The sequence below is a fragment of the Escherichia sp. E4702 genome (assembly GCF_963883545.1).
Classification (GTDB): Bacteria; Pseudomonadota; Gammaproteobacteria; order Enterobacterales; family Enterobacteriaceae; genus Escherichia.
Genome location: NZ_CAWORF010000021.1, coordinates 375,691 through 396,185, shown reverse-complemented (window position 1 = coordinate 396,185; position 20,495 = coordinate 375,691). Strand labels below are relative to the sequence as shown.

Sequence of the window (20,495 nt, the reverse complement as noted above, 5' to 3'; positions counted from 1 at the left end):
CGTTGGACTGTTTTTCTGACGTAGTGGAGAAAAAATGAAATTTGAACTGGACACCACCGACGGTCGCGCACGCCGTGGCCGCCTGGTCTTCGATCGTGGCGTAGTGGAAACGCCTTGTTTTATGCCTGTTGGCACCTACGGCACCGTAAAAGGGATGACGCCGGAAGAAGTTGAAGCCACTGGCGCGCAAATTATTCTGGGTAACACTTTCCACCTGTGGCTACGCCCGGGTCAGGAAATCATGAAACTGCATGGCGATCTGCACGATTTTATGCAGTGGAAAGGCCCGATCCTTACCGACTCCGGCGGCTTCCAGGTCTTCAGTCTCGGCGATATCCGTAAAATCACCGAACAGGGCGTGCACTTCCGTAACCCCATTAACGGCGACCCGATTTTCCTCGATCCCGAAAAATCGATGGAGATTCAATACGATCTTGGCTCAGACATCGTCATGATTTTTGACGAGTGTACGCCGTATCCTGCTGACTGGGATTACGCGAAGCGCTCTATGGAGATGTCGCTGCGTTGGGCGAAGCGTAGCCGCGAGCGTTTTGACAGCCTCGGCAACAAAAATGCGCTCTTTGGTATCATTCAGGGCAGCGTTTACGAAGATTTACGTGATATCTCTGTTAAAGGTCTGGTAGATATCGGTTTTGATGGCTACGCTGTCGGCGGTCTGGCAGTGGGTGAGCCGAAAGCAGATATGCACCGTATCCTGGAGCATGTGTGCCCGCAAATTCCGGCAGACAAACCACGTTACCTGATGGGCGTTGGTAAACCGGAAGACCTGGTTGAAGGCGTGCGCCGCGGTATCGATATGTTTGACTGCGTAATGCCAACACGTAATGCGCGTAACGGTCATCTGTTCGTGACCGATGGCGTGGTGAAAATCCGCAATGCGAAGTATAAGAGCGACACTGGCCCGCTCGATCCTGAGTGTGATTGCTACACCTGTCGCAATTATTCACGTGCCTACTTGCATCATCTCGACCGTTGCAACGAAATATTAGGCGCGCGACTCAACACCATTCATAACCTTCGTTACTACCAGCGTTTGATGGCGGGTTTACGCAAGGCTATTGAAGAGGGTAAATTAGAGAGCTTCGTAGCTGATTTTTACCAGCGTCAGGGGCGAGAAGTACCACCTTTGAACGTTGATTAATATTAATAATGAGGGAAATTTAATGAGCTTTTTTATTTCTGATGCGGTAGCGGCAACGGGTGCTCCGGCACAAGGTAGCCCGATGTCTTTGATTTTGATGCTGGTGGTATTCGGTCTGATTTTCTATTTCATGATCCTGCGCCCACAGCAGAAGCGCACCAAAGAACACAAAAAGCTGATGGACTCCATCGCGAAAGGTGATGAAGTGCTGACGAACGGTGGCCTGGTCGGTCGCGTAACCAAAGTAGCAGAAAACGGCTACATTGCTATCGCGCTGAATGACACCACTGAAGTAGTTATTAAACGTGACTTCGTAGCCGCCGTTCTGCCGAAAGGCACCATGAAGGCGCTGTAATTAAAATTTTTCCCTAAGGGAATTGCCGTGTTAAACCGTTATCCTTTGTGGAAGTACGTCATGCTGATCGTGGTGATTGTCATCGGTCTGCTGTATGCGCTTCCCAACCTGTTTGGTGAGGATCCGGCTGTTCAGATCACTGGCGCGCGCGGAGTCGCCGCCAGTGAGCAAACGCTGATCCAGGTCCAGAAAACGTTACAAGAAGAAAAAATAACTGCTAAGTCTGTGGCACTGGAAGAGGGCGCTATTCTTGCGCGCTTCGACTCCACTGACACCCAGCTACGCGCTCGTGAAGCATTAATGGGCATTCTGGGTGACAAATATGTCGTGGCGCTTAACCTTGCCCCGGCTACGCCGCGCTGGCTGGCAGCTATTCACGCTGAGCCGATGAAGCTCGGTCTTGACTTGCGTGGCGGCGTTCACTTCCTGATGGAAGTGGATATGGACACTGCGCTTGGCAAACTTCAGGAACAAAATATCGATAGCCTGCGCAGCGATCTGCGTGAAAAAGGCATCCCGTATACCACTGTTCGTAAAGAAAATAATTACGGTCTGAGCATCACTTTCCGCGATGGCAACGCCCGTGATGAAGCCATTGCATATCTGAGCAAGCGTCATCCCGATCTGGTCATTAGCAGCCAGGGTAGCAACCAGCTGCGTGCGGTCATGAGCGATGCGCGTCTCAGTGAAGCGCGTGAATATGCGGTGCAGCAGAACATTAACATCCTGCGTAACCGTGTAAACCAGCTTGGTGTGGCGGAGCCTGTAGTACAACGTCAGGGCGCAGACCGCATTGTCGTTGAGCTGCCAGGTATTCAGGATACCGCTCGCGCGAAAGAGATTCTTGGCGCGACCGCGACGCTGGAGTTCCGTCTGGTAAACACCAACGTTGACCAGGCCGCTGCTGCATCTGGCCGCGTACCGGGCGACTCTGAAGTGAAACAGACCCGCGAAGGTCAGCCGGTTGTGCTGTACAAACGCGTAATTCTGACCGGTGACCATATCACCGACTCCACTTCCAGCCAGGACGAATACAACCAGCCGCAGGTTAACATCTCGCTCGATAGCGCTGGTGGCAACATCATGTCTAACTTCACTAAGGACAACATCGGCAAACCGATGGCGACCCTGTTTGTGGAGTACAAAGACAGCGGTAAGAAAGATGCTAACGGTCGTGCGGTTCTGGTGAAACAGGAAGAGGTGATTAACATCGCGAATATCCAGTCTCGTCTGGGTAACAGCTTCCGTATCACTGGTATCAACAACCCGAACGAAGCCCGCCAACTGTCACTGCTGCTGCGTGCCGGTGCGTTGATCGCGCCGATTCAGATTGTTGAAGAACGTACCATTGGCCCGACTCTGGGTATGCAGAACATTGAACAGGGGCTGGAAGCGTGTCTGGCTGGCCTGCTGGTTTCTATTCTGTTCATGATCCTCTTCTATAAGAAGTTTGGTCTGATTGCGACCAGTGCTCTGATTGCGAACTTGATCTTGATTGTCGGCATTATGTCGCTGTTGCCAGGCGCAACGCTGAGTATGCCGGGTATCGCGGGTATCGTCTTAACCCTTGCGGTAGCGGTCGATGCTAACGTACTGATCAACGAACGTATTAAAGAAGAGTTAAGCAACGGGCGTACTGTTCAGCAGGCAATTGATGAAGGTTATCGTGGCGCGTTCAGTTCCATCTTCGATGCGAACATCACCACGCTGATTAAAGTCATCATCCTGTACGCGGTGGGTACCGGGGCAATTAAAGGGTTCGCGATTACTACCGGTATCGGTGTGGCGACGTCGATGTTTACCGCGATTGTCGGTACGCGTGCCATCGTAAACCTGCTATATGGCGGCAAGCGCGTCAAGAAGCTGTCAATCTGAGGAGTGCGATGTGGCACAGGAATATACTGTTGAACAACTAAACCACGGCCGTAAAGTCTACGACTTTATGCGCTGGGACTACTGGGCTTTCGGCATCTCTGGTCTACTGTTAATCGCCGCGATCGTCATTATGGGCGTGCGCGGCTTTAACTGGGGGCTGGATTTCACCGGTGGTACGGTTATTGAAATTACGCTCGAAAAACCGGCTGAAATTGATGTAATGCGTGATGCATTGCAGAAAGCGGGCTTTGAAGAGCCGATGCTGCAAAACTTCGGTAGCAGCCACGACATCATGGTCCGCATGCCGCCAGCTGAAGGCGAAACTGGTGGTCAGGTGCTGGGCAGCAAAGTTCTGAAGGTGATTAACGAAGCTACCAATCAGAACGCGGCGGTGAAGCGTATTGAGTTCGTCGGTCCGAGCGTAGGGGCAGACCTTGCGCAAACCGGTGCGATGGCGCTGATGGCGGCGCTGCTGTCTATCCTTGTATACGTTGGTTTCCGCTTTGAGTGGCGACTGGCTGCAGGGGTAGTAATCGCGCTGGCGCACGACGTTATCATTACGCTGGGTATTTTGTCGTTATTCCATATCGAGATTGACCTGACCATTGTGGCATCGTTGATGTCGGTTATCGGTTACTCGCTTAACGACAGTATCGTGGTATCGGACCGTATTCGTGAGAACTTCCGCAAGATCCGTCGCGGTACGCCTTACGAAATCTTTAACGTGTCCTTGACCCAGACGCTGCACCGTACCTTGATCACATCCGGTACCACCTTGATGGTTATCCTGATGCTGTATCTCTTTGGTGGCCCGGTGCTGGAAGGCTTCTCGCTGACCATGCTGATTGGTGTGACTATCGGTACTGCATCTTCTATCTACGTAGCATCGGCGCTGGCCCTGAAACTGGGTATGAAGCGCGAACACATGTTGCAGCAGAAAGTGGAAAAAGAAGGGGCGGACCAGCCGTCAATTCTGCCTTAATCAAGTTCCCGTTGATGTTGAAAATCCCGGTCAGAAGATCGGGATTTTTTTGATGTATGGTGATTGCGAAAATCCCCGCATCTTGGGAAACTGCGCGTAACCCTACATTTCATCCAGGTAACTTTTCATGGCTATCATCCCAAAAAACTATGCGCGGTTAGAAAGCGGCTATCGCGAAAAAGCATTAAAACTCTATCCATGGGTCTGCGGTCGCTGTTCCCGCGAGTTTGTCTATTCCAACCTGCGTGAGCTTACCGTTCACCATATCGATCACGACCATACCAATAACCCGGAAGATGGCAGTAACTGGGAATTACTTTGTCTCTATTGCCACGATCATGAGCATTCGAAATATACCGAAGCGGATCAGTATGGTACGACCGTTATCGCAGGGGAAGATGCGCAGAAAGATGTCGGTGAGGCGAAATACAACCCGTTTGCTGATTTAAAAGCGATGATGAACAAGAAGAAGTAATAAAAAATACCGGATATAAAATCCGCTATTTGAGCTTTGTGACAAACGAAAAATTGCCTGATGCGCTACGCTTATCAGGCCTACGTAATATCAGCAATGTATTGAATTCACGTGCTTTTGTAGACCGGATAAGGCGTTTACTCCGCATCCGGCATGAACAAAGTGCACGTTGTCAACAATCTGAAATGCCGGGAATAAATCCCGGCATTTTCATAATTAGAAGTTGTAACCTACCACCAGGTAACCACCCCAGCCGGTAGAGCGAACGTTGAAGTTGCCGTTGCCGAAGTTCAGCTCTGCATCATCGTTCCACTGACCACCGTCGTGCCAGTAACGAGCTACGACAGAGTAGTGCCAGTGATCGTAGTTCAGCGCCAGAATATGGCTGGAAGCGATGGAGTTATTGCTGCGCGTCTTAATACCGTTGATTGCGTTACCGCTGTCATCACCCAGATCGGAACCCCAGTCGAAGTTGGTGAAACCGATGTAGCTCAGCTGACCGCCCCACAGATCGGTAATCGGCACAAAGTATTTAATTTTGAAACGGTAACCGTCCCACTCGTTTTCGTTCGCTGCGCCATAGTTCTGCCACTGGTATTTCGCATACACGTTCATGGACAGGCTCATCGGCAGGCCAGTGTCGATGTCAGTACCCAGACCCATATACCAGGTGCTCTGGCGACCATCTTTGTTACGGCCCATGTCGTAAATGTAGTTGTTCGCGAAGTACCACTCTTTGAACGGACCGAAGCTAAGGTCAGTATTGGTCAGCTTATCGATGGAGAAACGCGGTTCGATTTCCATAAACAGCGGAGAACCGTGGTTCCAGATACCTTTTGCATCGGAGTTACCGCCGAAGAATACCGGCGCATCCGCGTAACCATAGAAGTCGAACCAGTCTTTTTTAGCGAATGCTTCGTACTCCAGGTAAGTATCGTTACGGATCTGCGGTCCGAAACGAGTGTGATAGCTACCAACTACGTTAACGCTCTGGTGCCACCAGTCGGAAAGGTACTGCGGTTTATCGTTTTCAGCTGCGTTGACAGTAAAAGACGAAGAGAGCGCCAGTACCGCACCGGCTGCCAGTAATGTTTTTTTCATATGTATGCCACTGTTTGAAAATCCCTTACGGGAGTGAAAAAGGCGCAAATTGCGTTTCTAAATATTTCCTATACAGAGGAGCCTATTATAAAAATCATTGCTCACAAAAATATGTTTCGTTTCACAGTTCTATCATTTACGTAATCGATTGCGTTCACGTTTACACATATTCGGGCGGGGATTGTACTGACTTTCACCCTTGTTGCAAACTTTTACTATCAATCTGGGTGATGTAAGCGGAGTAACAAAATGACGGGGGAGGATGTTGCGGGACGCACAAAACGCCCCGCGATACGTTTACTGCACAACAGGTTGAATGTCGTGTATACGTACAAAACCTAACTGATCCACAGAAATACCCTTTAACTGTAACGGAATATCAACATCGCTCGGAGCGAGGACGCTGGCAGGTGCATTAATCAATTGATTCTGCACATTGATTTCCTGAAAGTTGTCGATTGTTCCCTGAATTTGTCCATATTCAACGGTTCCGCTGAAAGCGGGTAAAGGATCATTGGACTCGCCCTGAATACGCAGCGTCAGCGTAGTGCCATCTGCATTTGGCGTAATATTCACCAGCGACATACGTAAGGTGCCGATTTGGCTTTCCAGCCGTGCCGGTGTATTTGCTCCAGGCAACAGGTAAACCCCACTGCTGGATTTTGCGTTCAGCGTATTTTGCTGGGTGATTTTGACAGTTTCTTTGTTGAGCTGAGTCATCTCTTTATTCAACGTGTTGACGCTGTGTTTCATCTGGCGTACTTCGCTTTGCTGCACGCAGGCGCTCAGGCTGAACAGGCTTCCCAGCAGGAGTAGTCGAAAACATACTTTAATGTTCATAGGTAGTCCCTTTCTCGTCACAATTATCCTAATGGTAGAGGCTTAAAGCCGTGAAAGCATCGATCCTTTATCTCAAAAGCGTTGCGCCTTTGTTGTATCGCCAGTTCAGGGTAAAATAGATTTCTATTAACCACCTGGTCAGGACGCCGTATGCATTGCCCATTCTGTTTCGCCGTGGACACTAAGGTAATTGACTCTCGTCTCGTGAGCGAGGGTTCTTCCGTACGCCGCCGTCGGCAGTGTCTGGTGTGTAATGAACGTTTCACTACTTTTGAAGTGGCGGAGCTGGTTATGCCGCGTGTCGTGAAAAGCAACGACGTGCGCGAACCGTTTAATGAAGAAAAATTGCGTAGCGGAATGCTGCGGGCGCTGGAAAAACGTCCGGTGAGTTCCGATGACGTCGAAATGGCGATCAACCATATTAAATCGCAACTCCGCGCCACCGGTGAGCGCGAAGTGCCGAGCAAAATGATTGGCAATCTGGTGATGGAGCAATTGAAAAAGCTCGACAAAGTCGCCTATATCCGTTTTGCCTCTGTCTATCGCAGTTTCGAAGATATCAAAGAATTTGGCGAAGAGATTGCGCGCCTGGAGGATTAAACCGTGCAGGACGAGTTATACATGGCGCGGGCGCTAAAGCTGGCGCAACGAGGGCGCTTCACCACTCACCCTAACCCGAATGTCGGTTGCGTCATTGTGAAAGATGGCGAAATTGTCGGTGAAGGTTACCATCACCGCGCGGGCGAACCGCATGCTGAGGTACACGCGTTGCGCATGGCAGGTGAAAAAGCCAAAGGCGCAACGGCGTATGTGACACTCGAACCTTGTAGTCATCATGGTCGTACGCCGCCGTGTTGTGACGCATTAATTGCTGCTGGCGTGGCGCGCGTGGTGGCTGCGATGCAGGACCCTAATCCGCAGGTTGCTGGGCGTGGACTTTACCGTTTGCAACAAGCTGGCATTGACGTCAGCCACGGCCTGATGATGGGCGAAGCCGAGCAATTGAATAAAGGCTTCCTCAAGCGCATGCGCACCGGCTTTCCTTATATACAGTTGAAACTCGGCGCGTCGCTAGATGGTCGCACGGCGATGGCCAGCGGTGAAAGCCAGTGGATCACTTCACCTCAGGCTCGACGCGATGTTCAGCGTCTGCGCGCGCAAAGTCATGCTATTTTAACCAGCAGCGCCACGGTGCTGGCGGACGATCCAGCCTTAACGGTGCGTTGGTCTGAACTGGATGAACAAACTCAGGCGCTCTATCCGCAACAAAATCTCCGTCAGCCGGTACGTATTGTGATTGATAGCCAAAATCGCGTGACGCCGGAACATCGCATTGTGCAGCAGCCCGGCGAAACCTGGTTCGCGCGTACGCAGGAAGATTCTCGTGAATGGCCGGAAACGGTGCGTACTTTGCTGATTCCAGAGCATAAAGGTCATCTGGATCTGGTTGTTCTGATGATGCAACTGGGTAAACAGCAGATTAACAGCATCTGGGTGGAAGCGGGGCCAACGCTCGCTGGCGCATTGCTACAGGCGGGTTTAGTCGATGAGCTGATTGTCTATATCGCACCTAAACTATTAGGCAGCGACGCCCGCGGATTATGTACGCTGCCGGGGCTTGAGAAATTAGCCGACGCGCCCCAATTTAAATTCAAAGAGATACGTCATGTAGGCCCGGATGTTTGCCTGCATTTAGTGGGTGCATGATCTCCCGGCTCGAAAGGGAAGCAGCGCACGAAATATTATGCTAAAATCCGCCCCCCTGCGGGGCCATACTCGAACCCGAAGGAAGAAAATGAACATTATTGAAGCTAACGTTGCTACCCCGGACGCTCGCGTCGCCATCACCATTGCGCGTTTCAACAACTTTATCAATGACAGCCTGCTGGAAGGTGCAATTGACGCACTGAAACGTATCGGTCAGGTAAAAGATGAAAACATTACCGTTGTTTGGGTGCCTGGTGCCTATGAGCTGCCGCTGGCGGCGGGTGCACTGGCTAAAACCGGTAAATATGACGCGGTGATTGCGCTGGGTACGGTTATTCGTGGTGGCACTGCCCACTTTGAATATGTCGCTGGTGGTGCAAGCAACGGCCTGGCGCATGTTGCCCAGGACAGCGAAATTCCGGTTGCTTTTGGGGTTTTGACCACTGAAAGCATTGAACAAGCGATCGAACGTGCTGGCACCAAAGCTGGTAACAAAGGTGCAGAAGCTGCACTGACCGCGCTTGAAATGATTAATGTATTGAAAGCCATCAAGGCCTGAAATTAGTAAGGGGAAATCCGTGAAACCTGCTGCTCGTCGCCGCGCTCGTGAGTGTGCCGTCCAGGCGCTCTACTCCTGGCAGTTGTCCCAGAACGACATCGCTGATGTTGAATACCAGTTCCTGGCTGAACAGGATGTAAAAGACGTTGACATCCTGTACTTCCGTGAGCTGCTGGCCGGGGTGGCGACTAACACCGCATACCTCGACGGACTGATGAAGCCATATCTGTCTCGCCTGCTGGAAGAGCTGGGCCAGGTAGAAAAAGCGGTACTGCGCATTGCGCTGTACGAGCTGTCTAAACGTAGCGATGTGCCGTACAAAGTGGCCATTAACGAAGCGATCGAACTGGCGAAATCGTTCGGCGCAGAAGACAGCCATAAGTTCGTCAATGGCGTACTGGATAAAGCAGCACCTGTGATTCGCCCTAACAAAAAGTGATATCCAGGCCGGCAGAGTAACGGAAAAACAGTTCCGCACTCGCCGGCCTTTTCTTTTTTACCTGCTGAGGCATAACGTATGGCATGTGGCGAGTTCTCCCTGATTGCCCGTTATTTTGACCGTGTAAGAAGCTCTCGTCTTGATGTCGAACTTGGCATTGGCGACGATTGCGCACTTCTCAATATCCCCGAGAAACAGACCCTGGCGATCAGCACTGATACGCTGGTGGCGGGTAACCATTTCCTCCCTGATATCGACCCTGCGGATCTGGCATATAAAGCACTGGCGGTAAACCTAAGCGATCTGGCAGCGATGGGCGCCGATCCGGCCTGGCTGACGCTGGCATTAACCTTACCGGACGTAGACGAATCGTGGCTTGAGTCCTTCAGCGACAGTTTGTTTGAGCTCCTCAATTATTACGATATGCAACTCATTGGCGGCGATACCACGCGTGGGCCATTATCAATGACGTTGGGTATCCACGGCTTTGTTCCGATGGGACGAGCCTTAACGCGCTCTGGGGCGAAACCGGGTGACTGGATTTATGTGACCGGTACGCCGGGCGATAGCGCCGCCGGGCTGGCGATTTTGCAAAACCGTTTGCAGGTTGCCGATGCTAAAGTTGCGGACTACTTGATTAAACGTCACCTCCGTCCGTCGCCGCGTATTTTACAGGGGCAGGCATTGCGCGATCTGGCAAATTCAGCCATCGATCTCTCTGACGGTTTGATTTCCGATCTCGGGCATATCGTGAAAGCCAGCGACTGCGGTGCACGCATTGACCTGGCATTGCTGCCGTTTTCTGACGCACTTTCTCGCCACGTTGAACCGGAACAGGCGCTGCGCTGGGCGCTCTCTGGTGGCGAAGATTACGAGTTGTGTTTCACTGTGCCAGAACTGAACCGTGGCGCGCTGGATGTCGCTTTGGGACATCTGGGCGTACCATTTACCTGTATCGGGCAAATGACCGCCGATATAGAAGGACTCTGTTTTGTTCGTGACGGCGAACCTGTCACGTTAGACTGGAAAGGATATGACCATTTTGCCACGCCATAAAGATGTCGCGAAAAGTCGCCTGAAGATGAGTAATCCGTGGCATCTGCTTGCTGTCGGATTCGGAAGTGGATTAAGCCCGATTGTTCCTGGCACGATGGGATCGCTGGCGGCGATTCCGTTCTGGTATCTGATGACCTTTTTACCCTGGCAGCTTTATTCGCTGGTAGTCATGCTGGGGATCTGTATTGGCGTTTATCTTTGTCATCAGACCGCGAAAGATATGGGCGTGCACGATCATGGCAGCATTGTCTGGGACGAATTTATCGGTATGTGGATCACGCTCATGGCGCTGCCGACCAATGACTGGCAGTGGGTCGCCGCCGGGTTTGTGATTTTCCGTATTCTGGATATGTGGAAACCGTGGCCGATCCGTTGGTTTGATCGCAATGTGCATGGGGGCATGGGGATCATGATCGATGATATTGTCGCCGGGGTGATTTCCGCAGGCATCCTGTATTTTATCGGTCATCACTGGCCGATTGGTATCCTATAGTCGGCCGGATAAGGCGTTCACGCCGCATCCGGCGGTTGTGCACCGTCGCGTCTTATCAGGCCTGGATTCCTATTTAAATCCTACCACCGGATGCGGTTTATAGGGTGTTTCCAGCTCGGCAATCTGTTCCGGCTTCAAGGTGATATCCACCGCGTTCAGTAGTTCATCAAGTTGTTCTTCCCGCGATGTACCAATAATGGGTGCAGCAATACCTGGTTTGCTCAACAACCAGGCCAGCGCAACTTGTGCTCGTGTCGCGCCCAGTTCTTCACTGATGCCCGTTAAGCGTTCTGCAATTTGCGCGTCATTTTCATCGCTTTCTTTGTAGAGATTTTTCCCCACTTCATCAGACACCAGGCGTGCAGTGGTTTCTCCCCACGGACGTGTCAGACGGCCCCGCGCCAGTGGGCTCCACGGAATGACCGCCACCCCCTCCTGATAACACAGTGGCAGCATCTCGCGCTCTTCTTCACGATAAATCAGATTGTAGTGATCCTGCATACTGACAAACTGCGCCCAGCCGTGCTGTTTTTGTAGCTCCAGTGCCTGAGCAAACTGCGAAGCGTGCATTGATGACGCGCCGATATAACGCGCTTTCCCGGTTTTTACCACGTCGTTCAGGGCTTCCAGCGTCTCTTCGATCGGCGTGTTGTAATCCCAGCGATGAATTTGCAGGATATCGACATAATCCATGCCGAGACGTCGCAGGCTGTCGTCGATAGAGCGCAAAATTTGCGCACGGGATAATCCTTCCGGTAAATCACCAACGCGATGGAACACTTTGGTGGCAACGACCACATCTTCACGACGGGCGAAATCCCGCAGTGCGCGACCGACGATCTCTTCGCTGCTGCCATCGGAATAGCTATTGGCGGTGTCAAAGAAATTTATGCCGCCTTCCAATGCACGTTTAATTATGGGACGGCTGCTCTCTTCCGGCAGTGTCCATGCGTGATTACCACGATCAGGCTCGCCAAAGGTCATACAGCCGAGGCAAAGTCGGGAAACGCGAAGGTCGGTTTTTCCTAAGGGGTTGTATTGCATGCTGCCACTCCTGCCATGAATAATTTCTTAAGCATAGCAGGAGTGGAGTAGGGATTATGCCAGCCAGGCCTTGATTTTGGCTTCCATACCGGCGGCATCGAGGCCGAGTTCGGCGCGCATTTCTTCCTGCGTTCCTTGCGGAATAAAGAAGTCCGGCAGGCCAATGTTCAGCACGGGTACTGGTTTACGATGGGCCATCAGCACTTCGTTCACGCCGCTGCCTGCGCCGCCCATAATGGCGTTTTCTTCTACGGTGACCAGCGCTTCATGGCTGGCGGCCATTTCCAAAATTAACGCTTCATCAAGCGGTTTCACAAAACGCATATCGACCAGCGTAGCGTTCAGCGATTCAGCGACTTTCGCCGCTTCTGGCATCAGCGTACCAAAGTTGAGGATCGCCAGCTTCTCGCCACGACGCTTCACAATGCCTTTGCCAATTGGCAGTTTTTCCAGCGGCGTCAGTTCCACGCCAACCGCGTTGCCGCGCGGGTAGCGCACCGCGGACGGGCCATCGTTATAGTGATAGCCGGTATAGAGCATCTGGCGACATTCGTTTTCATCGCTCGGGGTCATGATGACCATTTCTGGTATGCAGCGCAGGTAAGAGAGATCAAAAGCGCCCTGGTGGGTTTGACCATCAGCACCAACAATGCCCGCGCGGTCGATGGCGAACAGGACCGGGAGTTTTTGAATTGCCACGTCATGCAGCACCTGATCATAGGCGCGTTGCAGGAAGGTGGAGTAGATCGCGACAATGGGTTTGTATCCACCAATCGCCAGACCCGCAGCAAAGGTCACTGCGTGTTGCTCGGCAATTGCCACGTCAAAGTAGCGATCCGGGAATTTACGTGAAAACTCGACCATGCCGGAACCTTCACGCATCGCCGGAGTAATCGCCATCAGCTTGTTGTCTTTCGCTGCGGTTTCGCACAACCAGTCGCCAAAGATTTTTGAATAGCTTGGCAAACCGCCGCTACTTTTCGGCAAACAACCACTGGAGGGATCAAATTTAGGCACGGCGTGGAAGGTGATTGGGTCTTTTTCTGCCGGTTCATAACCACGACCTTTTTTAGTCATGATATGCAGGAACTGCGGGCCTTTCAGGTCGCGCATGTTCTTAAGCGTGGTGATAAGCCCCAGCACATCGTGACCGTCAACCGGGCCGATGTAGTTAAAGCCCAGCTCTTCAAACAATGTGCCAGGCACTACCATGCCTTTAATATGTTCTTCGGTACGTTTGAGCAGCTCTTTAATGGGCGGCACGCCAGAGAAAACTTTTTTCCCGCCTTCGCGCAGCGAAGAGTAAAGCTTACCGGAAAGCAGCTGCGCCAGATGGTTGTTAAGCGCGCCAACATTTTCGGAAATCGACATTTCATTGTCGTTGAGGACCACCAGCATATCAGGACGAATATCGCCCGCGTGATTCATCGCTTCAAAAGCCATGCCAGCGGTAATCGCGCCATCGCCAATCACACAGACGGTGCGGCGATTTTTGCCTTCTTTCTCGGCAGCAACCGCAATACCAATTCCGGCACTGATGGAGGTTGATGAATGCCCGACGCTTAATACGTCATATTCGCTTTCGCCACGCCACGGGAACGGGTGCAGGCCACCTTTCTGACGGATAGTGCCGATTTTGTCGCGGCGTCCGGTCAAAATTTTATGCGGATAAGCCTGATGCCCCACATCCCAGATTAACTGGTCAAACGGAGTGTTATAGACATAGTGCAGCGCCACGGTCAGTTCGACCGTGCCCAGCCCGGAGGCGAAGTGCCCGCTGGAACGGCTCACGCTGTCGAGTAAATAGCGGCGCAGTTCGTCGCAGAGTTTCGGTAAACTCTCTTTTGGCAACAGTCGTAACTCCTGGGTGGAGTCGACCAGTGCCAGGGTCGGGTATTTGGCAATATCAAAACTCATCAGGGGCCTATTAATACTTATTGTTTATTTATTACGCTGGATGATGTAGTCCGCTAGCGCTTCCAGTGCCGAGGTATCGAGTGACTGTTCAGCCAGTTGTTTCAGCGACTGACGGGCATCGTCGATTAGATCCCGGGCTTTCTTCCGGGCTTGCTCAAGACCCAGAAGTGCAGGTAGGTACTTTTACCAAGTTGCTGGTCGGCACCCTGGCGTTTTCCCAACGTTGCAGTATCTCCCACCACATCCAGGATGTCATCCTGAACCTGGAAGGCAAGGCCGATGCTCTCTGCGTACTTGTCGAGTACTGGCAGAGCACGACGCCCTTTATCTCCGGCGCTTAATGCACCAAGGCGAACGGCGGCGCGAATCAATGCGCCGGTTTTATGACGATGAATACGCTCGAGTGCGTCCAGAGGTACGTGTTTGCCTTCCGCATCTAAATCTAATGCCTGACCACCGCACATTCCGGCAATACCGCTGGCGCTCGCCAGTTCTGAAATCATCGAAATTCTGTCGCGGTCCGACACTTCCGGCATATCGGCATCGCTTAGAATCGAGAACGCCAGCGTTTGTAAAGCGTCGCCAGCGAGAATCGCGTTCGCTTCGCCAAACTTCACATGGCAGGTCGGCAAGCCGCGACGCAGATCGTCATCATCCATTGCCGGTAAATCATCATGAATTAATGAGTAAGCGTGGATACACTCTACGGCGGCGGCGGGTGCGTCCAGAGTATTCAGACTTACGCCGAGCATTTGACCGGTGGCATAAACCAGGAAAGGCCGCAGGCGCTTACCACCTAATAATGCGCCATACTGCATGGTTTCTACCACGGGAGTGTTCTGAAAGGGCAGTGGGGCGATAAAACGGCTCAGCGCCTGGTTGGCCTGCTTAACGCAGGCTTCGAGTTGCTGCGGAAAGTCCATTACTCATTGTCCGGTGTAAAAGGGGTTAGAGAGGCGTCTTCATTGTCAGACAGCAGAATTTGTACGCGCTGTTCGGCTTGTTGTAATTTGGCCTGCCCCTGACGTGCCAGCTGCACGCCGCGTTCGAACTCGTTCAGCGCCTCTTCCAGCGGCAGGTCGCCACTTTCCAGACGGGTTACAATCTGTTCCAGCTCGCTCAGCGCCTTTTCAAAGCTGGCGGGCGCCTCATTTTTCTTCGGCATAATGAATGTCTGACTCTCAATATTTTTCGCCCCGTCATGGTAACGGACTCAGGGCAAATAGCAAATAACGCGCAATGGTAAGGTGATGTGCGCAGCAAAGCGATGTTAGTGGTATACTTCCGCGCCTGGATGCAGCCGCAGGTGTGGGCTGCTGTATTTTTCCCTATACAAGTCGCTTAAGACTTGCCAACGAACCATTGCCGCCATGAAGTTTATCATTAAATTGTTCCCGGAAATCACCATCAAAAGCCAATCTGTGCGCTTGCGCTTTATAAAAATCCTTACCGGGAACATTCGTAACGTTTTAAAGCACTATGATGAGACGCTCGCTGTCGTCCGCCACTGGGATAACATCGAAGTTCGCGCGAAAGATGAAAACCAGCGTCTGGCCATTCGCGACGCCCTGACCCGTATTCCGGGTATCCACCATATTCTCGAAGTCGAAGACGTGCCGTTTACCGACATGCACGATATTTTCGAGAAAGCGTTGGTTCAGTATCGCGATCAGCTGGAAGGCAAAACCTTCTGCGTGCGCGTGAAGCGCCGCGGTAAGCATGATTTTAGCTCGATTGATGTGGAACGTTACGTCGGCGGTGGTTTAAATCAGCATATTGAATCCGCGCGCGTGAAGCTGACGAATCCGGAAGTGACTGTCCATCTGGAAGTGGAAGACGATCGTCTGCTGCTGATTAAAGGCCGCTACGAAGGTATTGGCGGTTTCCCGATCGGCACCCAGGAAGATGTGCTGTCGCTCATTTCCGGTGGTTTCGACTCCGGTGTTTCCAGTTATATGTTGATGCGTCGCGGCTGCCGCGTGCATTACTGCTTCTTTAACCTCGGCGGCGCGGCGCATGAAATTGGCGTGCGTCAGGTGGCACATTATCTGTGGAACCGCTTTGGCAGCTCCCACCGTGTGCGATTTGTCGCTATTAATTTCGAACCAGTCGTCGGGGAAATTCTCGAGAAAATCGACGACGGTCAGATGGGCGTTATCCTCAAACGTATGATGGTGCGTGCCGCATCTAAAGTGGCTGAACGTTACGGCGTACAGGCGCTGGTCACCGGCGAAGCACTGGGTCAGGTGTCCAGCCAGACGCTGACCAACCTGCGCCTGATTGATAACGTCTCCGATACGCTGATCCTGCGTCCGCTGATCTCTTACGACAAAGAGCACATCATCAACCTGGCTCGCCAGATTGGCACCGAAGACTTTGCCCGCACGATGCCGGAATATTGTGGCGTGATCTCCAAAAGCCCGACGGTGAAAGCGGTTAAATCGAAGATTGAAGCGGAAGAAGAGAAGTTCGACTTCAGCATCCTCGATAAAGTGGTTGAGGAAGCGAATAACGTTGATATCCGCGAAATCGCCCAGCAGACCGAGCAGGAAGTGGTGGAAGTGGAAACCGTCAATGGCTTCGGTCCGAACGACGTGATCCTCGATATCCGTTCTATCGATGAACAGGAAGATAAGCCACTGAAAGTCGAAGGGGTTGATGTGGTTTCTCTGCCGTTCTATAAACTGAGCACCAAATTTGGCGATCTCGACCAGAACAAAACCTGGCTGTTGTGGTGTGAGCGCGGGGTGATGAGCCGCCTGCAGGCGCTCTATCTGCGCGAGCAGGGCTTTAACAATGTGAAGGTATATCGCCCATAATTTGTGGTTGTGACGTCGCATCTGGTCAGATGCGACGTTTACCGCATCCGACATTACTCGTAATAATTATAAATCCCTGCCGCCATCACCAGTTGTGATGCCACTTCATGGGCTTTTTCACGCCCAACCAGCAGGTCGATAATTTTCAGACCAAAGTCGATAGCTGTACCCGGCCCCTGGCTGGTCAGCAATTTTACCCGTGCATCCCAGACGACGCGCTTGTCCTGCCATTGTTCGGCGGGAATTTTGTCTTTCAGCGTTGGGAATCCGGTCATATTGCCAATCGGGAAGATATCGTGCGGCACCAGCACGGTGGCTGGCGCGGCGCAAATCGCCGCGACGATACGCCCGGAACGGTGGAACTGTTTAACGGTTTCAACCAGCAGGGTGCTATCGCGAAAACATTCCGCGCCTTTAATGCCACCAGGCAGCACGATCACGTCATATTCGCCATCAGCCACCTCGACCAGCGGCGCATCCGCCAGCAGCTTCACGCCGCGCGAGCAGGTAATCGCCAGGTTACCATCGCTGGCGACGCTGGCAGTGGTGACTTTGATTCCGCCGCGAACCAGCAGATCGATAGTGGTGACGGCTTCAGTCTCTTCACTACCAGGGGCGAGGCAAACCAGTGCCGATGCGCTCATATTCACTCTCCTTTCTTTTTACCATTTCAAACAGGCGGGTGTTTTCCGGTACGGCAATCCCATGCGCGCGGGCGCGGCGTAAGAGAAAACCATTGATATAGTCGATTTCAGTGTGGCGCAGCGCGCGGATATCCTGCAACATCGACGAGATATTTTCCGCTGTGGCATCAATCACCTGCATTACGTAATCACGCAAATCTTCTGCTGAAGTATGATGCCCATCGCGTTCAATCACTGCCGCGACTTCTTCGCATATCTGCATAATTTCTTGCGGATGATGACGTAATTCACCGTTCGGACAATTCCAGATGGCGGTCAGTGGATTAATCACACAGTTGACTGCCAGCTTGCGCCACAGCTCGGCGCGAATATTGTTATGCCAGGCAACGTCAGGTAACACGGTTTGTAAAATATCCGCCAGATAACTGTAATCGCCATCCTGTTGCCGTGCCGGACCAATATGCGTGATACCGTTTGCCACATGAATAATGACATTGCCGTCGCGGCGGGCGGCATGGGTGGTGGTGCCCATCAGTAACGGCTGCTGAATGTTTTGCAACTCTTCGATGGTACCCATGCCGTTGTGAATTAACAGTATTGGCGTGGTTACAGGCAGTGTGGACGCGAGGCTTTTGACGGCATCGGAAACCTGCCATGCTTTCAGCGTCACCAGTAACAGATCGCTGGTGGCCAGAAAATCGGGATCGTTAGCGGTCAGAGACTCGTTAAATATCGAACCGTCAGTCTCAACCAGATTCACGCTACAATAAGGTTGCGGTACGCGCAGCCAGCCCTGAACTTCGTGACCCTGTTTGCAAAGTGCTGTAAGCCATAATTGCCCTAAGGCACCGCATCCCAATACGGTAATTTTCATTGTTCCTCCTCACCCGCAACCACTCCGGGTGTTCAATAAGGCTATCCCTTAATTGTGCATGCTGTTGCGACTATGCACAATTAAGGGATACGTCCTGGTGCAGGACTGTTGGTTATTTAACTTTGCAGGTATTATGCTTCGCATCAAAAATGAAGGGAGAGGAAAAGATGCCATCTTTCGATATTGTCTCTGAAGTTGATCTTCAGGAAGCACGTAACGCGGTTGATAACGCGAGCCGCGAAGTGGAGTCCCGTTTTGACTTCCGTAACGTTGAAGCCTCATTTGAGCTGAACGACGCCAGCAAAACCATTAAAGTGTTGAGCGAGTCCGATTTCCAGGTCAATCAGTTGCTGGATATTCTGCGTGCCAAGCTGCTGAAGCGCGGCATTGAAGGCAGTTCGCTGGATGTACCGGAAAATATCGTTCATAGCGGTAAAACCTGGTTTGTGGAAGCGAAACTGAAACAGGGCATTGAGAGCGCGACCCAGAAGAAAATCGTCAAGATGATCAAAGACAGCAAACTGAAAGTGCAGGCGCAAATTCAGGGCGATGAGATCCGCGTGACTGGCAAATCTCGTGATGATTTGCAGGCTGTCATGGCGATGGTGCGCGGTGGCGATCTCGGTCAGCCGTTCCAGTTCAAAAACTTCCGCGATTAATCGCGACAATGTGCGTTTTGTTCATGCCGAATGCGGCATGAACGCCTAATTCGGCCTACAAAGGCTTGTAACTCAGGAACTTTGTAGGCCTGGTAAGCGTAGCGCAGCAGGCAATTCGCCTCGTTTTTTATGCCTGACGAATTGCCTGTTCAACCTCAAAGCGATTCGTCACTTTGCTATCGATTTTCACGTAAGCTGAATGTTCTTCTTCTGCAATCAACACTTCTTTGACGCCTTCAGTTTCCAGCAAACGCACTTTTAACGCCTCGTTTGCGGCAATGTCCGCCGGGATTTCAATGCGCAAGCTGCTGACATACGGTGGCTCTTTCATGGTACTGGCGACTGCCAGCCACAATGCTGCCAGCATTGCGCCAGCGAGAAATACGCCCTGACCGTCAAACATGCCGTCAATCCAGCCGCCCAGCGAACCACCAATCGCCACGCCAAGAAACTGGCTGGTGGAGTAAACGCCCATCGCCGTACCTTTGTAACCAGCAGGAGACTCTTTACTGATAAGCGAAGGCAGAAGGGCTTCCATCAAATTAAACGCCACAAAGAAAAGCTGCACGCCGACCACCAGTTGCCAGAACTGCGTTTGTGCGTTCCACAACACGATTTCCGCAACCACGATCAGCCCGACGCAGAAGACAAAGACTTGTTTCATTTTACGCTTAACTTCAGCGTAGATAATGAAAGGTACGACAGAGCCAAAGGCGATTAACATCGTTGCCAGATAGACCTTCCAGTGTTCAGCCGCCGGGAAACCCGCATCAGCCAGTTGCCCTGGCAGGGCAACAAACGTCGACATCAGCAGCATGTGCAGACACATAATGCCGAAGTTGAGTTTCAGCAGCCGTGGTTCCGCCAGCACTTTGCTGAAACTGCCTTTCACCATCCCGGACTCACGATTAAGTACGTGCGTGCTGCTGTTGGGTACAACCCAAATGGTCAACGCAATGCCGATCGTTGCCAGAATAGCGATCATCCAGAACAGCGCGTGCAGCCCAAGTTTGTGAGTAATGATCGGGCCAAGCACCATCGCAATGGCGAAGGTAATGCCAAAGCTCACGCCGATAAACGCCATCGCTTTGGTGCGGTTTTGTTCGCGCGTAAGATCGGAAAGCAGCGCCATAACGGCTGCGGCTATGGCGCCGGAGCCTTGTAGCGCCCGGCCCAGAATAATTCCCCAGATGGAGTCGGAAAGTGCAGCAATAACGCTACCGGCAGCAAATACTGCCAGTCCGCCGACAATTAATGGTTTGCGACCAATACGGTCGGAAAGCAGGCCAAACGGAATCTGAAAAACGGCCTGGGTCAGACCATAAATACCAATGGCAATACCGATTAATGCTTCGCTGGCGCCTTGCAGTGCCATACCGTACGTAGTCAGAACCGGCAGTACCATAAACATGCCCAGCATGCGCAATGAAAATACGGTCCCTAAACCCCAGGTCGCGCGCCGCTCACCTGGCGTCATTTTATAATCGTTCATTA

The 20,495-nt window shown here is 52.1% G+C and carries 21 protein-coding genes and 1 pseudogene; 13 read left to right on the top strand and 9 right to left on the bottom strand.

Annotated features, from left to right (window positions below):
• Positions 1-34: 34 nt before the first annotated feature.
• The 5 genes from tgt to yajD all read left to right on the top strand — a co-directional run bounded on the left by tgt (position 35) and on the right by yajD (position 4,849).
• Positions 35-1,162, top strand: a complete 1,128-nt coding sequence (gene tgt / locus AACU94_RS15250; protein ID WP_000667317.1) for a tRNA guanosine(34) transglycosylase Tgt — start codon at positions 35-37, stop codon at positions 1,160-1,162.
• A gap of 22 nt (positions 1,163-1,184) precedes the next feature.
• Complete coding sequence (gene yajC, locus AACU94_RS15245) at positions 1,185-1,517, top strand: preprotein translocase subunit YajC (protein WP_000007629.1); 333 nt, start codon at positions 1,185-1,187, stop codon at positions 1,515-1,517.
• 27 nt (positions 1,518-1,544) lie between these two features.
• On the top strand, positions 1,545-3,392 hold the full coding sequence (gene secD, locus AACU94_RS15240; RefSeq protein ID WP_130215424.1) for a protein translocase subunit SecD: 1,848 nt from the start codon (positions 1,545-1,547) through the stop codon (positions 3,390-3,392).
• A gap of 10 nt (positions 3,393-3,402) precedes the next feature.
• The gene (gene secF, locus AACU94_RS15235) at positions 3,403-4,374 is read left to right on the top strand and encodes a protein translocase subunit SecF (protein WP_130206230.1); all 972 of its coding nucleotides are present in this window, start codon (positions 3,403-3,405) and stop codon (positions 4,372-4,374) included.
• A gap of 127 nt (positions 4,375-4,501) precedes the next feature.
• Positions 4,502-4,849 carry an HNH nuclease YajD gene (yajD, locus tag AACU94_RS15230; RefSeq protein ID WP_000974823.1) on the top strand — a complete coding sequence of 116 codons (348 nt, stop codon included), beginning with the start codon at positions 4,502-4,504 and terminating at the stop codon, positions 4,847-4,849.
• A 216-nt stretch (positions 4,850-5,065) separates the two neighbouring features.
• On the opposite strand, the gene tsx is transcribed toward yajD, so the two are convergent.
• Together tsx and AACU94_RS15220 are read right to left on the bottom strand one after the other, a co-directional pair.
• Positions 5,066-5,950 carry a nucleoside-specific channel-forming protein Tsx gene (tsx, locus tag AACU94_RS15225; RefSeq protein WP_116836751.1) on the bottom strand — a complete coding sequence of 295 codons (885 nt, stop codon included), beginning with the start codon at positions 5,948-5,950 and terminating at the stop codon, positions 5,066-5,068.
• A 297-nt stretch (positions 5,951-6,247) separates the two neighbouring features.
• Entirely contained in the window at positions 6,248-6,790 is a 543-nt protein-coding gene (locus tag AACU94_RS15220) for a SadB/YajI family lipoprotein (protein ID WP_135403893.1), read from the bottom strand.
• Between the two features lie 150 nt (positions 6,791-6,940).
• Here AACU94_RS15220 and nrdR point away from each other — a divergent pair, with 150 nt between their 5' ends.
• The 6 genes from nrdR (at position 6,941) to pgpA (ending at position 11,044) form a co-directional block, all read left to right on the top strand.
• The gene (gene nrdR / locus AACU94_RS15215) at positions 6,941-7,390 is read left to right on the top strand and encodes a transcriptional regulator NrdR (RefSeq protein ID WP_064527125.1); all 450 of its coding nucleotides are present in this window, start codon (positions 6,941-6,943) and stop codon (positions 7,388-7,390) included.
• A 3-nt stretch (positions 7,391-7,393) separates the two neighbouring features.
• On the top strand, positions 7,394-8,497 hold the full coding sequence (gene ribD / locus AACU94_RS15210) for a bifunctional diaminohydroxyphosphoribosylaminopyrimidine deaminase/5-amino-6-(5-phosphoribosylamino)uracil reductase RibD (protein ID WP_135489695.1): 1,104 nt from the start codon (positions 7,394-7,396) through the stop codon (positions 8,495-8,497).
• 88 nt (positions 8,498-8,585) lie between these two features.
• Entirely contained in the window at positions 8,586-9,056 is a 471-nt protein-coding gene (gene ribH / locus AACU94_RS15205; RefSeq protein ID WP_001021161.1) for a 6,7-dimethyl-8-ribityllumazine synthase, read from the top strand.
• A 19-nt stretch (positions 9,057-9,075) separates the two neighbouring features.
• Positions 9,076-9,495 (top strand): transcription antitermination factor NusB, encoded by a 420-nt coding sequence (gene nusB / locus AACU94_RS15200; protein WP_000801121.1) that lies wholly within the window; start codon positions 9,076-9,078, stop codon positions 9,493-9,495.
• 78 nt (positions 9,496-9,573) lie between these two features.
• A complete protein-coding gene (gene thiL, locus AACU94_RS15195; RefSeq protein ID WP_135489694.1) occupies positions 9,574-10,551 on the top strand; it encodes a thiamine-phosphate kinase in 978 nt (325 codons plus the stop codon).
• On the top strand, positions 10,529-11,044 hold the full coding sequence (gene pgpA, locus AACU94_RS15190) for a phosphatidylglycerophosphatase A (RefSeq protein ID WP_053883271.1): 516 nt from the start codon (positions 10,529-10,531) through the stop codon (positions 11,042-11,044). The genes thiL and pgpA overlap by 23 nt, the downstream gene beginning before the upstream one ends.
• Before the next feature lie 69 nt (positions 11,045-11,113).
• Here pgpA and yajO read toward each other — a convergent pair whose 3' ends face one another.
• The 4 genes and pseudogenes from yajO to xseB all read right to left on the bottom strand — a co-directional run bounded on the left by yajO (position 11,114) and on the right by xseB (position 15,170).
• Positions 11,114-12,088, bottom strand: a complete 975-nt coding sequence (gene yajO, locus AACU94_RS15185; RefSeq protein ID WP_135489693.1) for a 1-deoxyxylulose-5-phosphate synthase YajO — start codon at positions 12,086-12,088, stop codon at positions 11,114-11,116.
• A gap of 54 nt (positions 12,089-12,142) precedes the next feature.
• The gene (dxs, locus tag AACU94_RS15180) at positions 12,143-14,005 is read right to left on the bottom strand and encodes a 1-deoxy-D-xylulose-5-phosphate synthase (RefSeq protein ID WP_000006815.1); all 1,863 of its coding nucleotides are present in this window, start codon (positions 14,003-14,005) and stop codon (positions 12,143-12,145) included.
• Between the two features lie 24 nt (positions 14,006-14,029).
• Positions 14,030-14,928: pseudogene (ispA, locus tag AACU94_RS15175) on the bottom strand ((2E,6E)-farnesyl diphosphate synthase).
• Entirely contained in the window at positions 14,928-15,170 is a 243-nt protein-coding gene (gene xseB / locus AACU94_RS15170) for an exodeoxyribonuclease VII small subunit (protein ID WP_001124935.1), read from the bottom strand. The pseudogene ispA and the gene xseB overlap by 1 nt, the downstream one beginning before the upstream one ends.
• Before the next feature lie 205 nt (positions 15,171-15,375).
• Between xseB and thiI the strand changes: the two genes are divergently transcribed.
• The gene (gene thiI, locus AACU94_RS15165) at positions 15,376-16,824 is read left to right on the top strand and encodes a tRNA uracil 4-sulfurtransferase ThiI (protein ID WP_095785302.1); all 1,449 of its coding nucleotides are present in this window, start codon (positions 15,376-15,378) and stop codon (positions 16,822-16,824) included.
• A gap of 53 nt (positions 16,825-16,877) precedes the next feature.
• On the opposite strand, the gene yajL is transcribed toward thiI, so the two are convergent.
• The gene (gene yajL / locus AACU94_RS15160) at positions 16,878-17,468 is read right to left on the bottom strand and encodes a protein deglycase YajL (protein ID WP_001276309.1); all 591 of its coding nucleotides are present in this window, start codon (positions 17,466-17,468) and stop codon (positions 16,878-16,880) included.
• Positions 17,431-18,342, bottom strand: coding sequence for a 2-dehydropantoate 2-reductase (gene panE / locus AACU94_RS15155; protein ID WP_135489692.1), 912 nt, complete (start codon positions 18,340-18,342; stop codon positions 17,431-17,433). Before panE ends, yajL begins: the two co-directional genes overlap by 38 nt.
• 167 nt (positions 18,343-18,509) lie before the next feature.
• On the opposite strand from panE, the gene yajQ reads away from it, so the two are divergent.
• Positions 18,510-19,001 (top strand): nucleotide binding protein YajQ, encoded by a 492-nt coding sequence (gene yajQ / locus AACU94_RS15150; RefSeq protein ID WP_001138904.1) that lies wholly within the window; start codon positions 18,510-18,512, stop codon positions 18,999-19,001.
• A gap of 127 nt (positions 19,002-19,128) precedes the next feature.
• Here yajQ and AACU94_RS15145 read toward each other — a convergent pair whose 3' ends face one another.
• Positions 19,129-20,493, bottom strand: a complete 1,365-nt coding sequence (locus AACU94_RS15145; protein WP_135489691.1) for an MFS transporter — start codon at positions 20,491-20,493, stop codon at positions 19,129-19,131.
• Between the last annotated feature and the right edge of the window lie 2 nt (positions 20,494-20,495).

Excerpts from the sequence above, each read along its gene's own strand:
- panE (WP_135489692.1), bottom strand. The coding sequence starts at position 18,342 with ATGAAAATTACCGTATTGGGATGCGGTGCCTTAGGGCAATTATGGCTT.
- yajL (WP_001276309.1), bottom strand. The coding sequence starts at position 17,468 with ATGAGCGCATCGGCACTGGTTTGCCTCGCCCCTGGTAGTGAAGAGACT.
- AACU94_RS15145 (WP_135489691.1), bottom strand. The coding sequence starts at position 20,493 with ATGAACGATTATAAAATGACGCCAGGTGAGCGGCGCGCGACCTGGGGT.
- ribH (WP_001021161.1), top strand. The coding sequence starts at position 8,586 with ATGAACATTATTGAAGCTAACGTTGCTACCCCGGACGCTCGCGTCGCC.
- tsx (WP_116836751.1), bottom strand. The coding sequence starts at position 5,950 with ATGAAAAAAACATTACTGGCAGCCGGTGCGGTACTGGCGCTCTCTTCG.
- thiI (WP_095785302.1), top strand. The coding sequence starts at position 15,376 with ATGAAGTTTATCATTAAATTGTTCCCGGAAATCACCATCAAAAGCCAA.
- yajO (WP_135489693.1), bottom strand. The coding sequence starts at position 12,088 with ATGCAATACAACCCCTTAGGAAAAACCGACCTTCGCGTTTCCCGACTT.
- yajD (WP_000974823.1), top strand. The coding sequence starts at position 4,502 with ATGGCTATCATCCCAAAAAACTATGCGCGGTTAGAAAGCGGCTATCGC.
- AACU94_RS15220 (WP_135403893.1), bottom strand. The coding sequence starts at position 6,790 with ATGAACATTAAAGTATGTTTTCGACTACTCCTGCTGGGAAGCCTGTTC.
- tgt (WP_000667317.1), top strand. The coding sequence starts at position 35 with ATGAAATTTGAACTGGACACCACCGACGGTCGCGCACGCCGTGGCCGC.
- yajC (WP_000007629.1), top strand. The coding sequence starts at position 1,185 with ATGAGCTTTTTTATTTCTGATGCGGTAGCGGCAACGGGTGCTCCGGCA.
- thiL (WP_135489694.1), top strand. The coding sequence starts at position 9,574 with ATGGCATGTGGCGAGTTCTCCCTGATTGCCCGTTATTTTGACCGTGTA.
- nrdR (WP_064527125.1), top strand. The coding sequence starts at position 6,941 with ATGCATTGCCCATTCTGTTTCGCCGTGGACACTAAGGTAATTGACTCT.
- pgpA (WP_053883271.1), top strand. The coding sequence starts at position 10,529 with ATGACCATTTTGCCACGCCATAAAGATGTCGCGAAAAGTCGCCTGAAG.
- dxs (WP_000006815.1), bottom strand. The coding sequence starts at position 14,005 with ATGAGTTTTGATATTGCCAAATACCCGACCCTGGCACTGGTCGACTCC.
- xseB (WP_001124935.1), bottom strand. The coding sequence starts at position 15,170 with ATGCCGAAGAAAAATGAGGCGCCCGCCAGCTTTGAAAAGGCGCTGAGC.
- yajQ (WP_001138904.1), top strand. The coding sequence starts at position 18,510 with ATGCCATCTTTCGATATTGTCTCTGAAGTTGATCTTCAGGAAGCACGT.